The sequence below is a fragment of the Saccharopolyspora sp. SCSIO 74807 genome, from assembly GCF_037023755.1.
Taxonomy (GTDB): Bacteria; Actinomycetota; Actinomycetes; order Mycobacteriales; family Pseudonocardiaceae; genus Saccharopolyspora_C; species Saccharopolyspora_C galaxeae.
Genome location: NZ_CP146100.1, coordinates 6,386,664 through 6,404,959 on the forward strand (window position 1 = coordinate 6,386,664; position 18,296 = coordinate 6,404,959).

Annotated in this window: 17 protein-coding genes; 12 read left to right on the plus strand and 5 right to left on the minus strand. The window is 69.1% G+C overall.

Features of this window, described 5'->3' with window-relative positions; translation table 11 throughout:
- The first annotated feature begins 87 nt into the window (after positions 1–87).
- Together V1457_RS29235 and V1457_RS29240 are read left to right on the plus strand one after the other, a co-directional pair.
- Positions 88–1,620, plus strand: a complete 1,533-nt coding sequence (locus V1457_RS29235) for an APC family permease (protein WP_200072049.1) — start codon at positions 88–90, stop codon at positions 1,618–1,620.
- A gap of 19 nt (positions 1,621–1,639) precedes the next feature.
- Positions 1,640–3,193: a GMC family oxidoreductase N-terminal domain-containing protein gene (locus V1457_RS29240; RefSeq protein ID WP_338598386.1), complete on the plus strand. Its 1,554-nt coding sequence runs from the start codon at positions 1,640–1,642 to the stop codon at positions 3,191–3,193.
- A 147-nt stretch (positions 3,194–3,340) separates the two neighbouring features.
- On the opposite strand, the gene V1457_RS29245 is transcribed toward V1457_RS29240, so the two are convergent.
- Positions 3,341–4,717, minus strand: a complete 1,377-nt coding sequence (locus V1457_RS29245) for a DUF222 domain-containing protein (protein WP_338598388.1) — start codon at positions 4,715–4,717, stop codon at positions 3,341–3,343.
- A gap of 92 nt (positions 4,718–4,809) precedes the next feature.
- Between V1457_RS29245 and V1457_RS29250 the strand changes: the two genes are divergently transcribed.
- From V1457_RS29250 to V1457_RS29295, 10 genes are all read left to right on the plus strand, one after another.
- On the plus strand, positions 4,810–5,346 hold the full coding sequence (locus V1457_RS29250) for a DinB family protein (RefSeq protein ID WP_338598390.1): 537 nt from the start codon (positions 4,810–4,812) through the stop codon (positions 5,344–5,346).
- An 82-nt stretch (positions 5,347–5,428) separates the two neighbouring features.
- Positions 5,429–6,094, plus strand: a complete 666-nt coding sequence (locus V1457_RS29255; protein WP_200072045.1) for an HNH endonuclease family protein — start codon at positions 5,429–5,431, stop codon at positions 6,092–6,094.
- Between the two features lie 114 nt (positions 6,095–6,208).
- Positions 6,209–7,105: a TIGR03619 family F420-dependent LLM class oxidoreductase gene (locus tag V1457_RS29260; RefSeq protein ID WP_200072044.1), complete on the plus strand. Its 897-nt coding sequence runs from the start codon at positions 6,209–6,211 to the stop codon at positions 7,103–7,105.
- An 88-nt stretch (positions 7,106–7,193) separates the two neighbouring features.
- Positions 7,194–7,847, plus strand: a complete 654-nt coding sequence (locus V1457_RS29265; RefSeq protein WP_338598394.1) for an HAD family phosphatase — start codon at positions 7,194–7,196, stop codon at positions 7,845–7,847.
- Between the two features lie 84 nt (positions 7,848–7,931).
- Positions 7,932–8,954, plus strand: coding sequence for a phosphotransferase family protein (locus tag V1457_RS29270; protein WP_338598396.1), 1,023 nt, complete (start codon positions 7,932–7,934; stop codon positions 8,952–8,954).
- 211 nt (positions 8,955–9,165) lie between these two features.
- Positions 9,166–10,374: an acyl-CoA dehydrogenase family protein gene (locus V1457_RS29275; protein WP_338598398.1), complete on the plus strand. Its 1,209-nt coding sequence runs from the start codon at positions 9,166–9,168 to the stop codon at positions 10,372–10,374.
- A gap of 55 nt (positions 10,375–10,429) precedes the next feature.
- On the plus strand, positions 10,430–11,182 hold the full coding sequence (gene fabG / locus V1457_RS29280; RefSeq protein ID WP_200072040.1) for a 3-oxoacyl-ACP reductase FabG: 753 nt from the start codon (positions 10,430–10,432) through the stop codon (positions 11,180–11,182).
- 38 nt (positions 11,183–11,220) lie between these two features.
- The gene (locus V1457_RS29285) at positions 11,221–12,402 is read left to right on the plus strand and encodes an acyl-CoA dehydrogenase family protein (protein WP_338598401.1); all 1,182 of its coding nucleotides are present in this window, start codon (positions 11,221–11,223) and stop codon (positions 12,400–12,402) included.
- The gene (locus tag V1457_RS29290; protein ID WP_295148148.1) at positions 12,399–13,529 is read left to right on the plus strand and encodes an acyl-CoA dehydrogenase family protein; all 1,131 of its coding nucleotides are present in this window, start codon (positions 12,399–12,401) and stop codon (positions 13,527–13,529) included. Before V1457_RS29285 ends, V1457_RS29290 begins: the two co-directional genes overlap by 4 nt.
- 24 nt (positions 13,530–13,553) lie before the next feature.
- Entirely contained in the window at positions 13,554–14,006 is a 453-nt protein-coding gene (locus V1457_RS29295) for a MaoC family dehydratase (RefSeq protein WP_200072037.1), read from the plus strand.
- 90 nt (positions 14,007–14,096) lie between these two features.
- On the opposite strand, the gene V1457_RS29300 is transcribed toward V1457_RS29295, so the two are convergent.
- From V1457_RS29300 to V1457_RS29315, 4 genes are all read right to left on the minus strand, one after another.
- The gene (locus tag V1457_RS29300) at positions 14,097–15,671 is read right to left on the minus strand and encodes an AbgT family transporter (protein WP_200072036.1); all 1,575 of its coding nucleotides are present in this window, start codon (positions 15,669–15,671) and stop codon (positions 14,097–14,099) included.
- 166 nt (positions 15,672–15,837) lie between these two features.
- Positions 15,838–16,821 (minus strand): NADPH:quinone oxidoreductase family protein, encoded by a 984-nt coding sequence (locus V1457_RS29305; protein ID WP_200072035.1) that lies wholly within the window; start codon positions 16,819–16,821, stop codon positions 15,838–15,840.
- A 50-nt stretch (positions 16,822–16,871) separates the two neighbouring features.
- The gene (locus V1457_RS29310) at positions 16,872–17,477 is read right to left on the minus strand and encodes a TetR/AcrR family transcriptional regulator (RefSeq protein WP_200072034.1); all 606 of its coding nucleotides are present in this window, start codon (positions 17,475–17,477) and stop codon (positions 16,872–16,874) included.
- 51 nt (positions 17,478–17,528) lie between these two features.
- Positions 17,529–18,293: an SDR family oxidoreductase gene (locus V1457_RS29315; RefSeq protein ID WP_200072033.1), complete on the minus strand. Its 765-nt coding sequence runs from the start codon at positions 18,291–18,293 to the stop codon at positions 17,529–17,531.
- Between the last annotated feature and the right edge of the window lie 3 nt (positions 18,294–18,296).

Below are 18,296 nucleotides of genomic sequence, written 5' to 3' on the forward strand. Positions count from 1 at the left end.
GCAGGCACAAACCCATACTGCGCAACAACCACCCGCCGCTCGGCCCCGCAGCCCGCGGGACACCGAGCGCGGGAAAGGAGTTCGGGCATGAGCGCGCCCACCGGGGACGCCGAGCTCAGCGAGTTCGGCTACACCAACAAACTGAAAAGATCCCTCGGCGGCTTCCACACCTTCGCCGCAGGAATCAGCTACATCTCGGTGCTGACCGGCACCTTCCAGCTCTCCTACTTCGGATTGTCGTCCGGAGGACCCGCCTACTGGTGGTCCTGGCCGCTGGTGTTCTTCGGCCAGCTGATGGTGGCGTTGAGCTTCGCCGAACTGGCCTCGCACTACCCCATCGCCGGATCGATCTACAACTGGTCGAAAAAGCTCGGGGGCAAACACGTGGCCTGGCTGGCCGGCTGGATGATGCTGCTGGCGTCGATCGTTTCCATCGCCGCCACCGCACTCGCCTACCAGCACACGCTCCCGCAAATATGGGGCGCTTTCCAAATCATCGGTAACGGGAGCGGAACCAGCGAAGCCGCCAACGGCGTGCTGCTCGCGACGATGCTGATCGTGTTCACCACGCTGGTCAACGCTTTCGGCGTGAAACTCATGGCGCGGATCAACAGCGCCGGGGTGACCATCGAACTGATCGCGGCCGTGCTGCTGATCCTGTTCCTGGCCGTGGCCGCGACCCGCGGGCCGGACGTCGTGCTCGAAACGCAGAACACCGGAAGCACCAACCCGCACGGATACCTCGGCGCGTTCCTCGTCGCCGCGCTCGCGTCGTCCTACGTGATGTACGGGTTCGACACCGCCTCGTCCCTCGGCGAAGAATCGATCAACCCGCATCGGAACGCGCCCAAAGCCATTCTGCGATCGCTGATCGCATCGTTCGTGCTCGGCGGGCTGATCATCCTGCTGGCGCTGATGGCCGCCAGAGACCTCAACGCGCCGGAGCTGACCGAAGTCGGCCTCCAGTTCGTGCTCACCGACTCGCTCGGACCACTCATCGGACGGTTGTTCCTGCTCGTGGTGTTCGTGGCGATCACCGTGTGCGTGCTCGCGGTGCACACCGCGGCCATCCGCATCGCATTCGCCATGGCGCGGGACAACGCACTGCCCGGCGGGTCGAAACTCGCACGAGTCAGCCCACGCTTTCAGACGCCGGTCGTACCGGCCATCGTCATCGGCGTCATCGCAGTGGCGCTGCTGGTCGTCAACATCGGGCAACCGCAGATCTTCTCCGCCGTCACCAGCCTCGCGATCATCCTCATCTACGTGTCGTACCTGCTGGTGACCATCCCCATGCTGGTCGCCCGCCTGCGCGGCGAATGGTCCTCCCGGAAGCAGGAAGGCCGATTCACCCTCGGGCGGTGGGGACTGCCCGTGAACGTGCTCGCGGTGCTGTGGGGAATCGGGATGACCACCAACCTCGCCTGGCCGCGGCGCGACGTCTACAACGCCGAACCGCCCTACCACTGGTACCTGCAGTGGAGCTCCGTGCTGTTCGTCGGCATCGCCGCGCTCGGCGGATTCGCCTACTACTGGTTCGTGCAGCGACACCGCGTCGGCGTGCTCGCCGACCACGCGGCCACGGGCGACACCGATACGACCAAGTCCGCACTGTCCTGAAGGGAACGGAGCTGAGACCATGGCCGAAGAATTCGACTACGTCGTGGTGGGCGGCGGAAGCGCAGGCGCCGCGCTGGCGGCTCGCCTTTCCGAAGACCCCGGCACCACCGTTTGCCTGCTCGAAGCCGGACCATCCGATGTCGGGGACAAAGCCATCCTCGAACTCGACCGGTGGATGGCGCTGCTCGAATCCGGCTACGACTGGGATTACCTCGTCGAACCGCAAGAGCAAGGCAACTCCTACATGCGGCACGCCCGTGCCCGCGTGCTCGGCGGCTGCTCCTCGCACAACTCGTGCATCGCGTTCTGGGCGCCCGCCGAAGACCTCGACGAATGGGAACGGATGGGCGCCACCGGATGGGGCGCCAGCGACGTCTTCCCGCTGTACAAGAGGCTCGAGACCAACGACGGACCAGGCGACCACCACGGGCGCAGCGGGCCGGTGAACATTCGCAGCGTTCCGCCCAACGACCCGTCCGGGGTTGCGCTGCTGCAAGCCTGCGAACAAGCGGGCATCCCGACGACCGAATTCAACTCGGGACGCACCGTCACGCACGGCGCGAACTGGTTCCAGATCAACGCGCGGGAAGACGGCACGCGGTCGTCGTCTTCGGTGTCCTACCTGCACCCGATCATGGGCAGGCGGCCGAACCTCGAGGTGCGCACCGAAGTGCGGGCCAAAAAGGTCGAGTTCGACGGGAAGCGGGCGACCGGGATCGCCTACCTCGACCCCGACCTCGTCCACACCCGCACGGTGCGCGCCCGGCAAGAAGTGGTGCTGTCCTCCGGGGCCATCGACACGCCCAAGCTGCTGATGCTGTCCGGAATCGGGCCGGGCGAACACCTGCGGGAAGTCGGGATCGACGTGCTCGTCGACTCACCCGGCGTCGGATCCAACCTCCAGGACCATCCCGAAGGCGTCATCGGATGGGACGCGAAGCAGCCGATGGTCACCGAATCCACGCAATGGTGGGAGATCGGCATCTTCACCACCACCGAAGCCGGCCTGAACCGACCCGACCTGATGTTCCACTACGGTTCGGTGCCGTTTGACATGCACACCATGCGGCAGGGATACCCGACGACGGAGAACGGCTTCTGCCTGACGCCGAACGTCACCCGCAGCCGCTCGATCGGCAACGTCCGGTTGCGCACTCGAGATTTCCGGGACAAGCCGAAGGTCGACCCCCGGTACTTCACCGACCCGCACGACATCAGGGTCATGACCGAGGGCATCAAACTCGCGCGGAAGATCGTCTCGCAGCAGGCGATGCACGAATGGGCCGGTTCCGAACTGCACCCAGGCCCCGATGTACGCAGCGACGACGAGATCGCTGACTACATCAGGAAGACGCACAACACCGTCTACCACCCCGCGGCTTCGGTGCCGATGGGCGCGGCCGACGACCAGAACGCGCCGCTGGACGCACGCCTGCGGGTCAAGGGCGTCGACGGTCTGCGCGTCGCTGATGCCTCCGCGATGCCGTTCCTGGTCGCGGTGAACCCAAACATCACCACGATGGCCATCGGCGAGAAGTGCTCCGACATGCTCAAGGAGGACAACGCCGGCTGAACCCGTGGTGATCTTGCAGCGGTCCCTCCAGCCCCCCGTTCTGGAGGGACCGCTTGCTTGCCATCGCCCAGCCCGCGAACGTCAGCGACCGCGGACATCCCGAATGGCGCACCATCCGGTGGATGGTGCGCCGCGGGCGTTCCGCAGTCACCCGGGCGGTTCCCGAGTCCGCTGATGTCGAGTTCTCGCCCGGACCCGCGGGCTGCGTGCCGGATCCACCCAAACCGGCGGTAGGAAGGCAGGCCACCCGTCGTCCATCGTCACTTCCCACCGCTGACGGTGGATCAGCCTGTGGTGGTGTCCGCACAACATGACCATGTTGTGCAGCGCTGTTGCGCCGCCGTCCGCCCAGTGCCGCACGTGGTGCGCCTGCGAGGTCCCTGGCGGCCGGTCGCAGTCGGGGAACGCGCAGGAGCCGTCACGCGCCGACAGCGCGGCCCTGATGTGCGCGGGCGCTGTCCGTTCGGACCGCCCGACGTCCAACGGCTGCCCGTCTCCGCCGAGCACGAGCGGCAGCACTTCGGCATCGCACGCGAGCCGTCGCGCGGCGGCCGCCGTGATCGGCTGCTCGGTGTTGTCGACCGTGCCGCCCGTCCTGGGTGCCCGCCCGAAGACGTCCGGCTGCGGATTCCGTTCTTCGCAAGCTCCGTCAGCGACCAACCCTTCGGTGAGCTGGTCGTAATCGATGGTCACGCGCACCTGCGCACGCGCATCGCCGTGCTTGCGCTCGAGCAGGTCGACGAATGCATCGGCGTTCCGCTTGGCCGGGCTGCGCGTGTCCGGCACTCCGTCGGCTTCCCGCCGCGGCGCGGCCAACGGCTGCAACGCCGCGCGCAACTCGGCGCCCGACTCCCGGTCGAGGCGTCCGTTCAGGACCGTCATGCCGTCGCGCCCCGTAGCGATCCGCAGTTCGCGGTGCTCGACCTGGTATTCCTCGGTGCGCAACGCGCCGTCCTGGTCGAGCAGGTACCGGAGGTGCTCGCCCGCGGAGCGCAGCTCGTGCGGCGGCAACTCGCGCGCCTGCCGCGCCAGCATGGCGTCCGCCGCGTGCCGCTCGGTGGCGTCGACCCCCGGCGGCATCGCCGCAACACCGTCCACAATGGTCCCTGCGTGCGCCAGCGTGATCTCGCCGTTGCGCATGGCTCCAGCGGTCTCCGGCAGGGCGGGTGGCAGCTGTTCTCCACCGAGCCCGACTCGTTCGGTGACCTCCCTCGCCACCTGCACCCGCCGCCGCGCCTCGCCCGCGGCCAGGTTCAGCATCTCCCGCAACCAGGCCTGCACCGACCGCGCTCCGCTGGTGCCGTGCAGACCGCGCCGCTCGGCTTCGGCGATCCGCAGCAGCTGACCGAACAGCGCATCCCGCATGACTTGCTCACCGCGCCGGATCTCCGCGACGAGCTCGTCGTCGGATTCGGCCACCACACCGCCGCGATCCGACTCGCCGTCCTCCCGTGGTCGAGGCACGCGCGAACCGAGCTCGCCGACCTCCTCGGCGAGCCCCGGACGCGCAGAAATCCCGACCACAACCCCATGATCCACGATCGAACACCCGTTCACCACTACACGACCGAGTGATCACGCCCGCACCGTCCGCCCTCGCCCGTAACCTCCGCCGCATGCACGCACGCGAGGAAGTGCTGGACCAGCTCGACTTCTACTGGGACCAATGGCGCCCGCACCTGGATGGCCTGACCGACGAGGAGTACTTCTGGGAACCGGTCCCCGGCTGCTGGTCGGTGCGGCCCACCGACCGGGGCCACGAGTTCGACTTCGCCTTCCCCGAACCCACCCCTCCTCCGTTCACCACGATCGCCTGGCGCCTGTGCCACATCGCCGATCACGTGCTGGCGATGCGCGTGTCCAACCACTTCGGCGACGGCTCGTACCGGATCGACCACACCCACTACCCCGCCGGCGCCACCGTCGCGCTCAAGCACCTCGACCACCAGCACCGCCAGTGGCGCGACGGCATCGGCGGAATGGACGCCGAGGCCTGGTCCCGCCCGGTCGGTGCCGCCGAGGGACCGTTCGCCGACCGCCCCTACCTGGCACTGGTGCTGCACCTCAACCGCGAGCTGATCCACCACGGAGCCGAGGTGAGCCTGCTCCGCGACCTGTACCGCGCCTCGGGCGGCGCCCACTTCCAGCGGTGATCTCGCGCGCACAGCGGTACCTCCGGCACCCGCTTCGTGATCGAATGCCCGCGATCACCGAACACCCCGAGCCGGAGCGAGCATGTCGACTGCACGATCGAGCAAGCGCACCCCGCTGTGGATCTCGGTGCTCTCCGCGTTGATCATCGCCGCGGGGTGGGTGGTGTTCGAGTCCGGGCTGCTGGACCGGTTGGCCCCGGACGCCGCGTCCTCCGACGCTCCGGCCGCCGCGCAGCTCGCCCAGCTCGAGGTCGCGCCGGAAGGTTCGATGGACGGCTACTCGCGCGACCGCTTCGAGCACTGGAAACCGGCGCCGCAGGCGGGCAAGAACTGCAACACCCGGGAGGCGGTGCTGCGCCGCGACGGCGAGGACGTGGCGGTGAACAACGCGTGCGAGTCGACCTCCGGATCGTGGGTGAGCAGCTACACCGGCGGCACCGTCCGCAGCGGGTCCGATGTGGACATCGATCACATGGTGCCGCTGGCCGATGCCTGGCGCAGCGGTGCCGACGAGTGGACCGACCAGCGCCGCGAGCAGTTCGCCAACGACATGAACCTGCCGCAGCTGGTCGCAGCCGATGCGAAGTCCAATCGCGCCAAGGGCGACAAGGACCCGTCCGAGTGGAAGCCGGCGAAGGCGACTTGGTGCGAATACTCGACGGATTGGGTCACGGTCAAGCACTCCTACGGCCTCACCGTCACCGAGCAGGAGAAGTCGGCGTTGCAGGAGATGCTGGCCACCTGCTGAGCGCGTTGATCGCTCGACGCGGTCCGCCCGGCCCGGAACCCTCGGATCACGCGCACCGCGACGAGGCCACGGCGGCCGTGGCGCAGCACGAATGATCGATGCCAAGCTGCCCGCATGCGCCTAGGACTCGGACTTCCCCAATTCGGCCCGTTCGCCGACCCGGCCTGCGTGCACGAGGTCGCAACCGAAGCCGAGGGAATGGGTTTCGAGAGCTTGTGGGCGGGAGAGCGCCTGCACGCGCCCCGCAATCCCAGTACGCCATACCCGGGTTCCGCCGATGGTTCGCTCCCCGACCGGATGCGAGCGAGCCTGGATCCGCTGCTGGTGCTGACCGTCGCCGCGTCCGCCACGAATCGCGCCGCGCTGGGCACCAGCACTCTCAACGCGCCGCTGTACGCACCGATCGCGCTGGCCCGCGCGCTCACCGGCGTCGATCGGCTGAGCAATGGCCGGCTGATCCCCGGCTTCGGGCTGGGCTGGATGCGCGACGAGTACGAGGCAGCGGGCGTCCCGTGGCACCAGCGCGCCGCTCGACTGGACGACGCGCTGACCGCGTTGCGCGCGTTGTGGGGCCCGGATCCGGTGCGGCATCAGGGCCGCTTCAGCACCGTCTCGCCGGGTGATTTCCAGCCGAAGCCGGTGCAGCCGAGCCCGCCGATCTACCTCGGCGGCAGTTCCGAGGCCGCCTTGCGCCGCACGGCCACGCGTGGTGACGGCTGGCTCGGCGTGGCCTTGCCCTTGCCCGCGCTGGAGCGGGTGCTCGGAATGCTGCGCGAGTTCGCGGCCGAGGCCGGTCGCGCCCCGGTCGCCACGGCTTTGCGGGTCAACGTGGAGCTCGGCCCGCCCGGTGCTCGGCCGGTGCAGGGCCCGGTGGAGCGCATCGTCGACTACTTGCACGCCGTCGCCGAGCTCGGTGTGCAGGATGCCTTCGTCGATCTCCAGTTCACGACTCCGGACGTTCCGTCGTTGCTGCGCACCGCAGCGCGCTTCCGGTCAGCCTTCCCGTCCTGACCGCCCGGACCGCCGAACCCGGCCGCGGTCATTTCCGGAACGTTCCAGACCCTGGCGCACATACCGGCTAGTCGGTACGGTCCCTGTCATGCCTGCCAACCCCAGCGTCGCGATCTTCGACTACGGCGGGGTGCTCACCACGCCCGGCCGGTTGGCCATCTCGGCGTGGACCGAAGCTGAAGGCATCGAGCCGGAGTCGTTCTCCACCGCGTTGAAGGAGTGGCTGTCCCGGAGTGCTCCGGCGGGCACCCCGATCCACCGCCTGGAGACCGGCGAACTCTCCGCCGCCGAGTTCGACCGGCTGCTCGCAGCCAGGCTGCGCACCGTCGACGGCGACACCGTCGAACCGGAGGGGTTGCTCTCCCGGCTGTTCGCGAACATGCGCCCGGACGAGTCGATGCTGCAGCTGGTGCGCGACCTGCGCGATCACGGGGTGCGCACCGCTCTGCTGTCGAACAGCTGGGGGAACAACTACCCGTGGGAGTCGTTGCGGGACCTGTTCGAGCTGGCGGTCATTTCCAGCGAGGTGGGCCTGCGCAAACCCGACCCGCGGATCTACGAACTCACGTTGCGGCGGCTCGACCTGCCCGCGGAGCAGGCCGTGTTCGTCGACGACGGTGCACCGAACATCGAGGCGGCCGAGCGCTTGGGCCTGCGCAGCGTGCTGCATTCGGAGGCCGCGAAGACCCGTGCCGAACTGGCCACCTGGTTCCCCGAGCTGACCACGCGGCACTTCCCGTGACCCCTTGCACCACCCCGTGACACCGGCGCGCGGCAGCGCGGCCGCTCCCGCAGGCAGAACGAGTTCACCGACGGAGGAGATCCGATGAGCGCTGGCGACCCACCCGGCCTGGACCTGTCCCGGTTGCGCGAACACTTGGAGTCGCAGCTGCCGGGCCTGACCGCGGGACCGTTGACCGCGGAGCTGGTGCAGGGCGGCCGCTCCAACCTCACCTACGTCGTCGGCGACGGCGCGAACCGCTGGGTGGTGCGCCGCCCGCCGCTCGGTCACGTGCTGGCCACGGCGCACGACATGAGCCGCGAGCACCGCGTGATGTCGGCGCTGGCGGGCACTTCGGTGCCGGTGCCGCGGACTTACCTGCTGTGCCAGGACGAGGACGTCATCGGCGCGCCGTTCTACGTGATGGAGTTCGTGCCGGGCACGGTGTACCGCTCGCCGGAGCAGACCGCGCAGCTCGACGCCGGGCAGCGCCGTGATCTGTCCATGCAGCTGGCGGACGTGCTCGCGGACCTGCACACGCTGGATCCCGAGCAGGTCGGGCTGGGCGATTTCGGCCGCCCGGAGGGCTTCCTCCAGCGGCAGGTGCGCCGCTGGAGCAAGCAGCTCGCGGCCTCGCACAGCCGGGAGATCCCGGGCATCGACCGGTTGGCGCAGCGGTTGGGCGAGCGCGTGCCGCCGACCCGGCACGCCGGCATCGTGCACGGCGACTACCGGCTGGACAACGTGCTGGTCGACGAGCAGCACAACATCTCGGCGGTGCTCGACTGGGAGATGGCCACGCTCGGCGATCCGCTCACCGACGTGGGCCTGCTCAAGGTGTACTGGGAAGGCATGGACGGCGTCGAGTACAACCCGATCGCCAAGGGCATCGGCCCGGAGTACGGGTTCCCGCCGGTCCGCGAGCTGTGGGACCGCTACGCCGCCCGCAGCGGCATCGATCTGTCCGATTTGGACTGGTACGTGGCGTTCGGCTTCTTCAAGCTCGCGGTGATCAGCGAGGGCATCCACTACCGCTACGTGCACGGCCAGACCGTCGGCGAGGGCTTCGAGCACGTCGGAGCCCTGGTCGAGCACTTGGTCGCGCAGGGCTTGTCCGCACTCGACTAGGAACTGTTTCATAAGCGGCGCCAGCCGCTTGCCGGTGCCCCAGGACTCAGCCGGACCACCGGCGGGTTCTCAGGCGTCTTCTGGCGAGGACAGCTCAGACGCCGAGTAGGGCGCTACTTAAGGAGGAGATCCCGGAGCCAGAAGACGTCTGAGGTTCCGCTGGGTGACCCACTACGCACACCCTTTCAAAACACTCCCTAGGAGGCATGGCGTGGACTTCGGGTACGACGACCGCACCGAGCAGCTGCGCGCGCAGCTCACCGAGTTCATGGACGAGCACGTCCACCCGGCCGAGCCGGTGCTGCACGAGCAGCTCGCGGCCGCGGACAGCCGGTGGACGCACGCACCGATCATCGACGAGCTCAAGGCCAAGGCCCGCGAGCGCGGCCTGTGGAACCTGTTCCTGCCGGGCGCGGACGGCGCCGGGCTGACGAACCTGCAGTACGCCCCGCTGGCGGAGATCATGGGCCGCAGTCCCACGTTGGCGCCGGAGGTGTTCAACTGCTCGGCGCCGGACACCGGCAACATGGAGGTGCTGGCCGAGTTCGGCACCCCGCAGCAGCGCGAGCGGTGGCTGAAACCGCTGCTGGACGGCGAGATCCGCTCGGCGTTCTGCATGACCGAGCCGGAGGTGGCGTCTTCGGACGCGACGAACATCGGCACCCGCATCGAGCGCGACGGCGACTCCTACGTGATCAACGGCCGCAAGTGGTGGTCGTCCGGCGCGATGAGCCCCCGCTGCAAGGTGCTGATCGTGATGGGCAAGTCGGACCCGGAGGCCGAGCGGCACCGCCAGCAGAGCCAGATCCTGGTGCCGGTCGACACCCCCGGCGTGCGCATCGAGCGCGGCATGCACGTGTTCGGCTACAACGACGGCGACCACGGCGGGCACGCCGAGATCGTGTTCGACGACGTCCGCGTCCCGGCCGAGAACATCATTTCCGGCGAGGGCGAGGGTTTCGCAATCGCGCAGGCGCGCCTCGGCCCTGGCCGCATCCACCACTGCATGCGCGCGATCGGGATGGCCGAGCGCGCGCTGGAGCTGATGTGCCGCCGCGTCACGAGCCGCCGGGCGTTCGGCGGGCCGATCGCCGATCAGGGCGTGGTGCAGCAGTGGATCGCCGATGCCCGCATCAGCATCGAGACGAACCGGCTGCTGACGCTCAAGACCGCGTGGCTGATGGACACCGTCGGCAACAAGGGCGCGCACACCGAGATCCAGGCGATCAAGGTGGCGGTGCCGCAGATGGTGACGACCATTGTGGACCGCGCCATCCAGGCGCACGGCGCCGCCGGGGTCAGCCAGGACACGCCGCTGGCGAGCCTGTACGCGCACGCCCGCACGTTGCACATCGTCGACGGCCCCGACGAGGTGCACCGCCGTTCGATGGCTCGCCGGGAGCTCAAGAAGTACCGGTGAGCGGGCAGGCCCGCCACCGGAGTTTTTCCGCCCCTCGTAACAGAAGTGAGGAATCATGCCCGAAAAGACCGCGATCGTCACCGGCGCCGCCCGCGGTATCGGCGCGGCCACCGCGCAGCGCCTGGCCGCGGACGGATACGCCGTCGCGGTGATCGACCTGGACGAGCAGCAGTGCGCCGAGACCGTGTCCGCGATCGAGTCCGCGGGCGGCAAGGCGCTGGCCGTCGGTGCCGACGTGAGCGATTCCGATCAGGTCACCGCGGCCGTCGATCGGGTCTCCGCCGAGCTCGGCACCCCGCTGGCGCTGGTCAACAACGCCGGCGTGCTGCGCGACAACATGCTGTTCAAGATGTCCGATTCGGACTGGGACACGGTGATGTCGGTGCACCTGCGCGGTGCGTTCCTGATGAGCCGCGCGGTGCAGAAGTTCATGGTGGAGGCCAAGTGGGGCCGGATCGTGAACCTATCCAGCACCTCGGCGCTGGGCAACCGCGGCCAGGCCAACTACTCCACGGCGAAGGCGGGCATGCAGGGCCTGACCAAGACGTTGGCGATCGAGCTGGGCAAGTTCGGTGTCACGGTCAACGCCATCGCGCCGGGCTTCATCGCCACCGACATGACGAAGGCGACGGCGGAGCGGGTCGGCGCCAGCTTCGAGGACTTCTCGAATGCGGCGGTTTCCACGATCCCGGTCGGCCGGGCCGGGGCTCCGGACGACATCGCCAACGCCGCGTCGTTCTTCCTGGATGAGCGTTCCGGGTTCGTCTCCGGCCAGGTGCTCTACGTCGCCGGTGGTCCGAAGGCGTGAGCCCGCAGTACGAACCCGGAGCATGAAGGAGTGCGGCAATGACCGACACAGCACAATTGCGTAGTGCAGTCCGGGAGTTCCTCACCGAGCACGATCCATCCACTTCGGACCGCCTGGAGTTCTTGCGCGCGCGTTTCGACGCCGGGCTGGCGTGGGTGAACTACCCCGCCGGGCTCGGCGGCCTGGACGCTCCGCGCGAGCTGCAGCAGGTGGTGGACGCGGAGTTCGCCGCGGCCGGTGCACCGGACAACGACCCGGCAGGCAACGGCATCGGCCTGGGCATGGCCGCTCCGACCATCCTGCGGTTCGGCACCGACGAGCAGCGCAACCGCTACCTCCGTCCGCTCTGGACGGGCGAGGAGATCTGGTGCCAGCTGTTCAGCGAACCCGGAGCGGGTTCGGACCTGGCGGCGCTGGCGACCCGGGCGGTGCGGGACGGCGACGACTGGGTCGTAGAGGGCCAGAAGGTGTGGACCTCGTTCGCGCACAAGGCGAAGTGGGCGATCTTGGTCGCCCGCAGCGACCCGGACGCGCCCAAGCACAAGGGGTTGTCGTACTTCGTGTGCGACATGACCGACCCGAACGTGCAAGTCCGTCCGCTGCGCCAGATCACCGGTGAGGCCGAGTTCAACGAGGTCTTCCTGAACGGGGTGCGCATCCCCGATTCGCAGCGCCTCGGCGAAGTCGGCCAGGGCTGGCAGGTCGCGATGGGCACGCTGATGAACGAGCGGGTGGCCATCGGCGGCGGCAACACCGGCCGGGAGTCCGGGATGATCGGCGTGGTTTCCCAGGAATGGCGGGAAAATCCGCAGAACCGCACCCCGGCCGCGCACGATCGGTTGTTGCAGCTGTGGGTCGAGGCCGAGGCGACCCGGCTCACCGGCCAGCGCTTGCGCCAGCAGCTCGCGGTGGGCACCCCGGGCCCGGAAGGTTCCGCGGTGAAGCTGGCGTTCGCCCGGCTGAACCAGGAGATCTCCGGTTTCGAGGTGGAGCTGGCCGGCGAGCGCGGGTTGGAGTACGACGACTGGACGTTGCGGCGGCCGGAGAACGTCGCGTTCACCGGACGCGGTCCCGGCTACCGATACCTGCGCGCGAAGGGGAATTCCATCGAGGGCGGCACTTCCGAGGTGCTGCGCAACGTGATCGCCGAGCGCGTGCTTGGGCTGCCACCGGAGATCCGCACGGACAAGGACGTCCCGTGGAAGGAGTTGCCCCGATGAGTGCCGATCTGCTCTACGGAGAGGTCGAGGAGGACCTGCGCGGCACGGTGCGCCGCGTGCTGCGCGACCGGTGCGATTCTTCCGCGGTGCTGGCCCGCTGCGAATCCGAGGAACCGTACGATTTCGCGCTGTGGCGCACGTTGGCCGGTGATCTCGGCGTCGCGACGTTGCCGGTACCGGAGGAGTCCGGTGGTGCGGGCGCGAGCGCACGGGAACTCGCCGTGGTCGCCGAGGAGATCGGCCGCGCGGTTGCTCCGGTTCCGTTCCTGGGCACCGTGCTCGCCACATCCGCGCTGAGCGCCGCTGGACCGGCGAACAAGGAGTTGATCGCCGAAATCGGCGCGGGATCCCGGATCGCCACTGTCGCCATTGGACTGACGACGGCTCCGTCAGCGCCGTTGACGCCTTCGGTGCGGGTGGAGAACGACACGCTGACCGGTTCGGTCCGAGCGGTCGTGGATCTGGAAGCGGCCGACACGGTGCTCGTCCCGGCCAGCACCCCTGGCGGTGTAGCACTGTTCCGCGTGGACGTTTCGTCGCCCGGCGTGACGTGCACCCCGGTGACTTCCCTGGACCTGACCCGCAGGATCGGGACGCTCGAGCTGTCCGGCGCGCCGGCGCACGAGGTCAGTTCCGACGGCGAAGCAGTGCTGCGCCACGCGTTGCGGATCGCGGCCGGGGTGCTCGCCTCCGAGCAGACCGGGCTCGCCCAGCACTGCCTGGATTCCACAGTGGAGTACGTGCTCACCCGCTACCAGTTCGGCAGGCAGGTCGGCTCGTTCCAGGCCGTCAAGCACCGCCTGGCCGACCTGTGGTCGGGGCTGAGCACCGCGCGAGCCACCGCCCGCAACGCCGCGGACGCGTTGTCCGGGCGGTCCGAAGCCGACCCCGCCGAAACCGACCCTGCCGAGACCGAGCTGGCCGTGGCACTGGCCCAGGCGTACTGCTCCGACCTGGCGGTGCGGGCCGCCGAGGACTCGCTGCAATTGCACGGCGGCATCGGCATGACTTGGGAACACCCGGTGCACCTGTACCTCGGGCGGGCCAAGAGCGCGCAACTGGCCTTCGGCACCGCGGAACGCCACCGCGCCCGAATCGCCGAACTCACCGGTCTCCCACCGGCCTGAGCCGTCCCGACCGAAAGGAATTCCATGCGCGTGTTCACCAGTCCCGACGAGGTTCGCGAGGCCGCGGGCGGCGAGCTCGGGACCAGTGATTGGCTGACGATCACTCAGGACCAGGTCGACAAGTTCGCCGATTCCACGCTGGACCACCAGTGGATCCACGTCGATCCCGACCGCGCCGCGAAGGGCCCGTTCGGCGCCACCATCGCGCACGGTTTCCTGACGTTGAGCCTGCTTTCCGCGCTCAACGCGCAGACCTACCGGTTCGAGAACGTCAAGATGGGCATCAACTACGGCCTGAACAAGGTGCGCTTCCCCAGCCCGGTGCGGGTGGGTTCGCGGGTCCGCTCGCACACCCGGCTCGTCGAGGTCACCGAGATCGACGGCGGCCTGCAGCTCACCGTCGAGTCCACTGTGGAAATCGAGGGCGAGTCGAAGCCGGCCTGCGTTTCCGAAGGTCTGACCCGCGTGCTGTTCTGAAGCACCCCGCGAGAACGCCCGCCCGTGCCGCGCAGGGCGGGCGTTCTCGCGTTCCGCGGTCCGAGTGCGAACTAGTTCAACGACGGACGCTCACAGGTGGATGCCCATGCCGGGTCCGAGTGGCAGGTCGGCGAAGTAGAACACGGTCAGGATCAGCGCCCACAGCAACCAGAACGGCACCACGAACGGCGTCATCCGCGCCACCAGGGTGCCGAGTCCCGCGGACGGCTCGTAACGCCGCAGGTAACCCAAGATAATGATCATGTAGGGGTTCAGCGGAGTCATGATCTGGGTGGCCGAGTCGCCCACCCGGAACGCGGCCTGCGCGAACCCCGGCTCGAAACCCAGCAGCACGAACATCGGCACGAACACCGAGGCCATCAGCGTCCACAGGCTGGATCCGGAGATGATGAACAGGTTCAGCACCGAGGCCAGCACCATGAAGCCGAGGAACGCGGGATAGCCGGCCAGGCCCAGCACGCGCAGCAGGTCGGCGCCGCCGACGGCCAGCGCGGAACCCAGGTTCGTCCAGTTGAACAGCGCGATGAACTGCCCGAGCATGAACGCCAGCACCAGGAATCCGGTCATGTCCCGCAGCACGCCGCCCATCAGCTTCGGCACGTCACCGGGCGTGGTGATCGTCCGAGCCGGGATCCCGAAGGCGATGCCGGGCACCAGGAACGCCACGAAGATCAGCGTGGTGACCGAGTCGAGCAGCGGCGATTCCGGCAGGAACGCGCCGGATTCGTTGCGCATCGCCGAACCCGGCCACAGCACCAGCGCGAGCACCAGCCCGGTGGTGACCAGCGCCGCCACTCCGGCCCAGCGCAACCCACGCCGTTCCGAACCGGTCAGCGAAGCCGAAATCGCACTGTCCGCTGTGGACTGCTCTGCGTCCGCGGCGGACTCCGATTCCTCCCGGGGCACACCGCTGCGCACCATGCGCGGCTCGATGACGCGGTCGATGAGGAAACCCGCCAGCAACGCCAGCGCCACCGACGACACGAGGTTGAAGTAGAAGTTCGACACCGGCGTCACCGTCGTGCCCGGATCCGGCAGCACCCCGGCGACCTTGTTGCTGATCCCGGAGAACAGCGCGTCCAAACTGGTCACCACCGGAGCGGTGGAGTATCCCGCGCCGGACGCGGCGAACCCGCCGAGCAGCCCGGCCACCGGATGCCTGCCCGCGGCTTTGAACACCAGCGCCGCCAGCGGCGGGATGACGATCATCGCGGAGTCGGCCATCACGCTGGAGCTGATGCCGACGAAGCCCACCGCGTAGGGCAGCACCCAGCGCGGCGCTCGCCCGAACGCGGCCCGGATCATGGCGGTCAGCAGCCCGGCCCGCTCCGCCAGCCCCACCGCCAGCATGATCGTGACCACCGTCTCCAGCGGCGGAAACCCGATGAAGTTGCCGGGCATCTCGGTGAGCAGGAAGGCCAGCCCCGGTCCGGACAGCGCCGCCCGAACCGGAGTCGGCTGCGCGGCGCCGGGGATCTGCACCGTGACACCGGCCGCCGCGACCACTGTGGACACAATGGCGACGACCAGGAACAGCAGCGCGAACAGCAGGAACGGCTGGGGCAGCTTGTTGCCCACCCGTTCCAGGGCAGCTAGTGCGCGATCCAGCCTGGACGGTTTCGGCGAGGCTGCGGTCTCGGCCATGCGGTCTCCTGCGTGGACAGCTCGGGCGCGGTCTCCGCATCCCTACCAGGGGAACCGCCGGAAACCTAACCCCTGAGCCGACGAAATCGACGCCAGGCCACGGAATCCTCCGAGATCCGCCGCAGCCGATGCCGCCGCTCCGCGGGTGGAGTCGAGCAGGTGCGCCTCACCGCACGTAGGCCACGCGCCCGACGGTGCTGCCCTCGCCGACCCGCTGCACCCCGTCGGCGACCGCGTCGAACCCGAGCTCCTCGCTGATCAGCGGCCGGATCAGGCCCTGATCGGCCAGTCCGGTCAGCGCCTCGTGCGCGTCGGCGACCAGCTGCGGGCTCCGCTCGTTGTACAGGCCCCAGTGCAACCCGACGATCGAGTAGTTCTTGATCAGGGCGTGGTTCAGCCCGGGCGTCGGGATGCTGCCGCCGGCGAACCCGATGATCAGGATTCGCCCTTCGAACGCGATGCACTTCGTGGAGCGCTTGTAGGTGTCCCCGCCGACCGAGTCGTACACCACGTCCGCACCCCGGCCGCCGGTGAACTCCTTGACGATCGGCACGAAGTCCTCGCTGTGCCGGTCGACGACCACGTCCGCGCCGAGTTCCCGCGCGACTTCGGCCTTCTTCGGCCCGCCGACCACGCCGATCACGTTCGCGCCCGCGGCTTTGCCGAGCTGCACGGCCGCGCTGCCGACACCGCCCGCGGCGGCGTGCACCAGCAGCGTCTCCCCTTCGCGCAACCCCGCGCGGCGGTGCAGTCCGAAGTAGCCGGTCTGGTAGCCGATGAACAGCGCGGACGCTTCCGCGTCGGACAGCGCTTTCGGTGCCGGGAACGCCCGCGGTGCATCCATCAGCGCCAGTTCCGCGAATCCGCCCGTGGGCAGCGCCGACGAGCCGAGCACCCGGTCTCCGGGCGCGAAACCGGTCACGCCGGCACCGACTTCGACGACCTCACCGCACAGTTCGACGCCCGGCGTGAACGGCAGGTCCGGCGTGATCTGGTACTGCCCGCGGCAAAGCAGCACGTCCGGGAAGTTCACCGGGCACGCCAGCACCCGCACCAGCAGTTGCCCTTCCCCGGGGCTCGGGTCGGCCACGTCGGCCTGCCCGAGCACGTCCCGCGGCTCGCCGTTCGCCTCGAGCTGCCACGCCTTCACACGCCACCTCCGAAAAACTCGAAAAGCCGGAAACTCCGTTGCAGGAGCGGCTACGGCCGCAGCGACGCGATCAACAGGTCCGCGAAGTGCGAACCGACCTGTTCTCCGGTCAGCTGCCCGTCTTCGCGGAACCAGGTGCCCAGGTGGTGCACCGCCCCGAAGAAGTAGTCCACGACCAGCTCCGCCGATTTGTCCCCGCGGAACGTCCCGGCGGCCTGCCCTTCTTCGATCAACGCCCGCACCCGCTCGTGGTAGCGGCGGCGCTGCGCGCGGACCTCGGCGCGCTTGTCCGCGTGCAGCAGGTGCATCGACCGGAAGAAGATCACCGTGTCGTCCAGGTTCGCCGCGGTCGTCGCCACCACGTCGGCGGCCACCGCGTGCAGCCGGTCCTGGACCGGTGCGGAGCTCTCGGCGTCGCGTTCCATCCGGGCGGTCTGCACCCGCAGCAGCCGCGCGTAGATCTCGTAGAGCAGATCGTCCTTGGAGCCGAAGTAGTGGTACATGGCGCCTTTTGTGACGCCGGCGGCGTCCACGATCTGCTGCACCGAGGTCGTCTCGAAACCGTGCTCGGCGAACAGCCGCGTCGCCGCCGCCAGCAATCGCTGCGGCACCGTCTCGGCCACTTCCGGTGCCGTGCGCAGATCCGCGCCACCCATCTCCACGCCTCCCTGTCGCTACGCCTGACACCCCAGGTTATCGGGCGTTGATCAGGGCAGACCGCGCTGGAGCTTGCGCATGCCGCCCTGCCACTTGCCGGGTTCTGCCGCGCGCAGCGCGTAGTACCCGGCGACCTCCGGGTGCGGCAGGATCAGGAACCGGTCGTCGCCGAGCGCGGCCAGCACTTCGTCGGCGACCTGTTCCGGTTCGATCGCCGAGTCGCCGAGCAGCAACTTGCCGGTCTCGCCGGTGTCGTCGAGCAGGTTCGTGCGCACGCCCTGCGGGCACAGCGCCTGCACGGTCACCCCGCGGTCGGCGTAGGTGATCGCGAGCCATTCGGCGAATCCCAGCGCCGCGTGCTTGCTCACCGAGTACGGCGCCGAGCCGAGCATGGTCAGCAGCCCCGCAGCGGACACCGTGGACAGGAACCGGCCTTGCCCGCGCTCCAGCCACTGCGGCAGCACCGCCCGCGCGGCCCGCACGTGCGCCATCACGTTGATCTCCCAGGACCGCTCCCAAGCCGACTCCGCGGCTTCCGGTCCGCCGGACTCGCCGATTCCCGCGTTGGCGCAGAACATGTCGATCCGCCCGTGGCGCTCGTTCGCGGCCCCGACGAGTTCCGCGACGCCGTCCTCGGTCGCCGCGTCTCCGGGCGCGGCCAGTCCGCCGATCTCATCGGCCACCGACCGCGCCGCTTCCGCGTCGAGGTCGTTGACCACCACCGCCGCGCCGTGCGCGGCGAACCGGCGGCACAGCGCGGCACCGATGCCGTTGCCGCCACCGGTCACCACGACCACCGAGTCCGACAGCTGCACCGC

Coding starts and splice junctions, on each gene's coding strand:
- fabG (WP_200072040.1), top strand. CDS start 10,430: ATGCCCGAAAAGACCGCGATCGTCACCGGCGCCGCCCGCGGTATCGGC.
- V1457_RS29295 (WP_200072037.1), top strand. CDS start 13,554: ATGCGCGTGTTCACCAGTCCCGACGAGGTTCGCGAGGCCGCGGGCGGC.
- V1457_RS29300 (WP_200072036.1), bottom strand. CDS start 15,671: ATGGCCGAGACCGCAGCCTCGCCGAAACCGTCCAGGCTGGATCGCGCA.
- V1457_RS29270 (WP_338598396.1), top strand. CDS start 7,932: ATGAGCGCTGGCGACCCACCCGGCCTGGACCTGTCCCGGTTGCGCGAA.
- V1457_RS29240 (WP_338598386.1), top strand. CDS start 1,640: ATGGCCGAAGAATTCGACTACGTCGTGGTGGGCGGCGGAAGCGCAGGC.
- V1457_RS29265 (WP_338598394.1), top strand. CDS start 7,194: ATGCCTGCCAACCCCAGCGTCGCGATCTTCGACTACGGCGGGGTGCTC.
- V1457_RS29290 (WP_295148148.1), top strand. CDS start 12,399: ATGAGTGCCGATCTGCTCTACGGAGAGGTCGAGGAGGACCTGCGCGGC.
- V1457_RS29235 (WP_200072049.1), top strand. CDS start 88: ATGAGCGCGCCCACCGGGGACGCCGAGCTCAGCGAGTTCGGCTACACC.
- V1457_RS29310 (WP_200072034.1), bottom strand. CDS start 17,477: ATGGGTGGCGCGGATCTGCGCACGGCACCGGAAGTGGCCGAGACGGTG.
- V1457_RS29255 (WP_200072045.1), top strand. CDS start 5,429: ATGTCGACTGCACGATCGAGCAAGCGCACCCCGCTGTGGATCTCGGTG.
- V1457_RS29250 (WP_338598390.1), top strand. CDS start 4,810: ATGCACGCACGCGAGGAAGTGCTGGACCAGCTCGACTTCTACTGGGAC.
- V1457_RS29260 (WP_200072044.1), top strand. CDS start 6,209: ATGCGCCTAGGACTCGGACTTCCCCAATTCGGCCCGTTCGCCGACCCG.
- V1457_RS29285 (WP_338598401.1), top strand. CDS start 11,221: ATGACCGACACAGCACAATTGCGTAGTGCAGTCCGGGAGTTCCTCACC.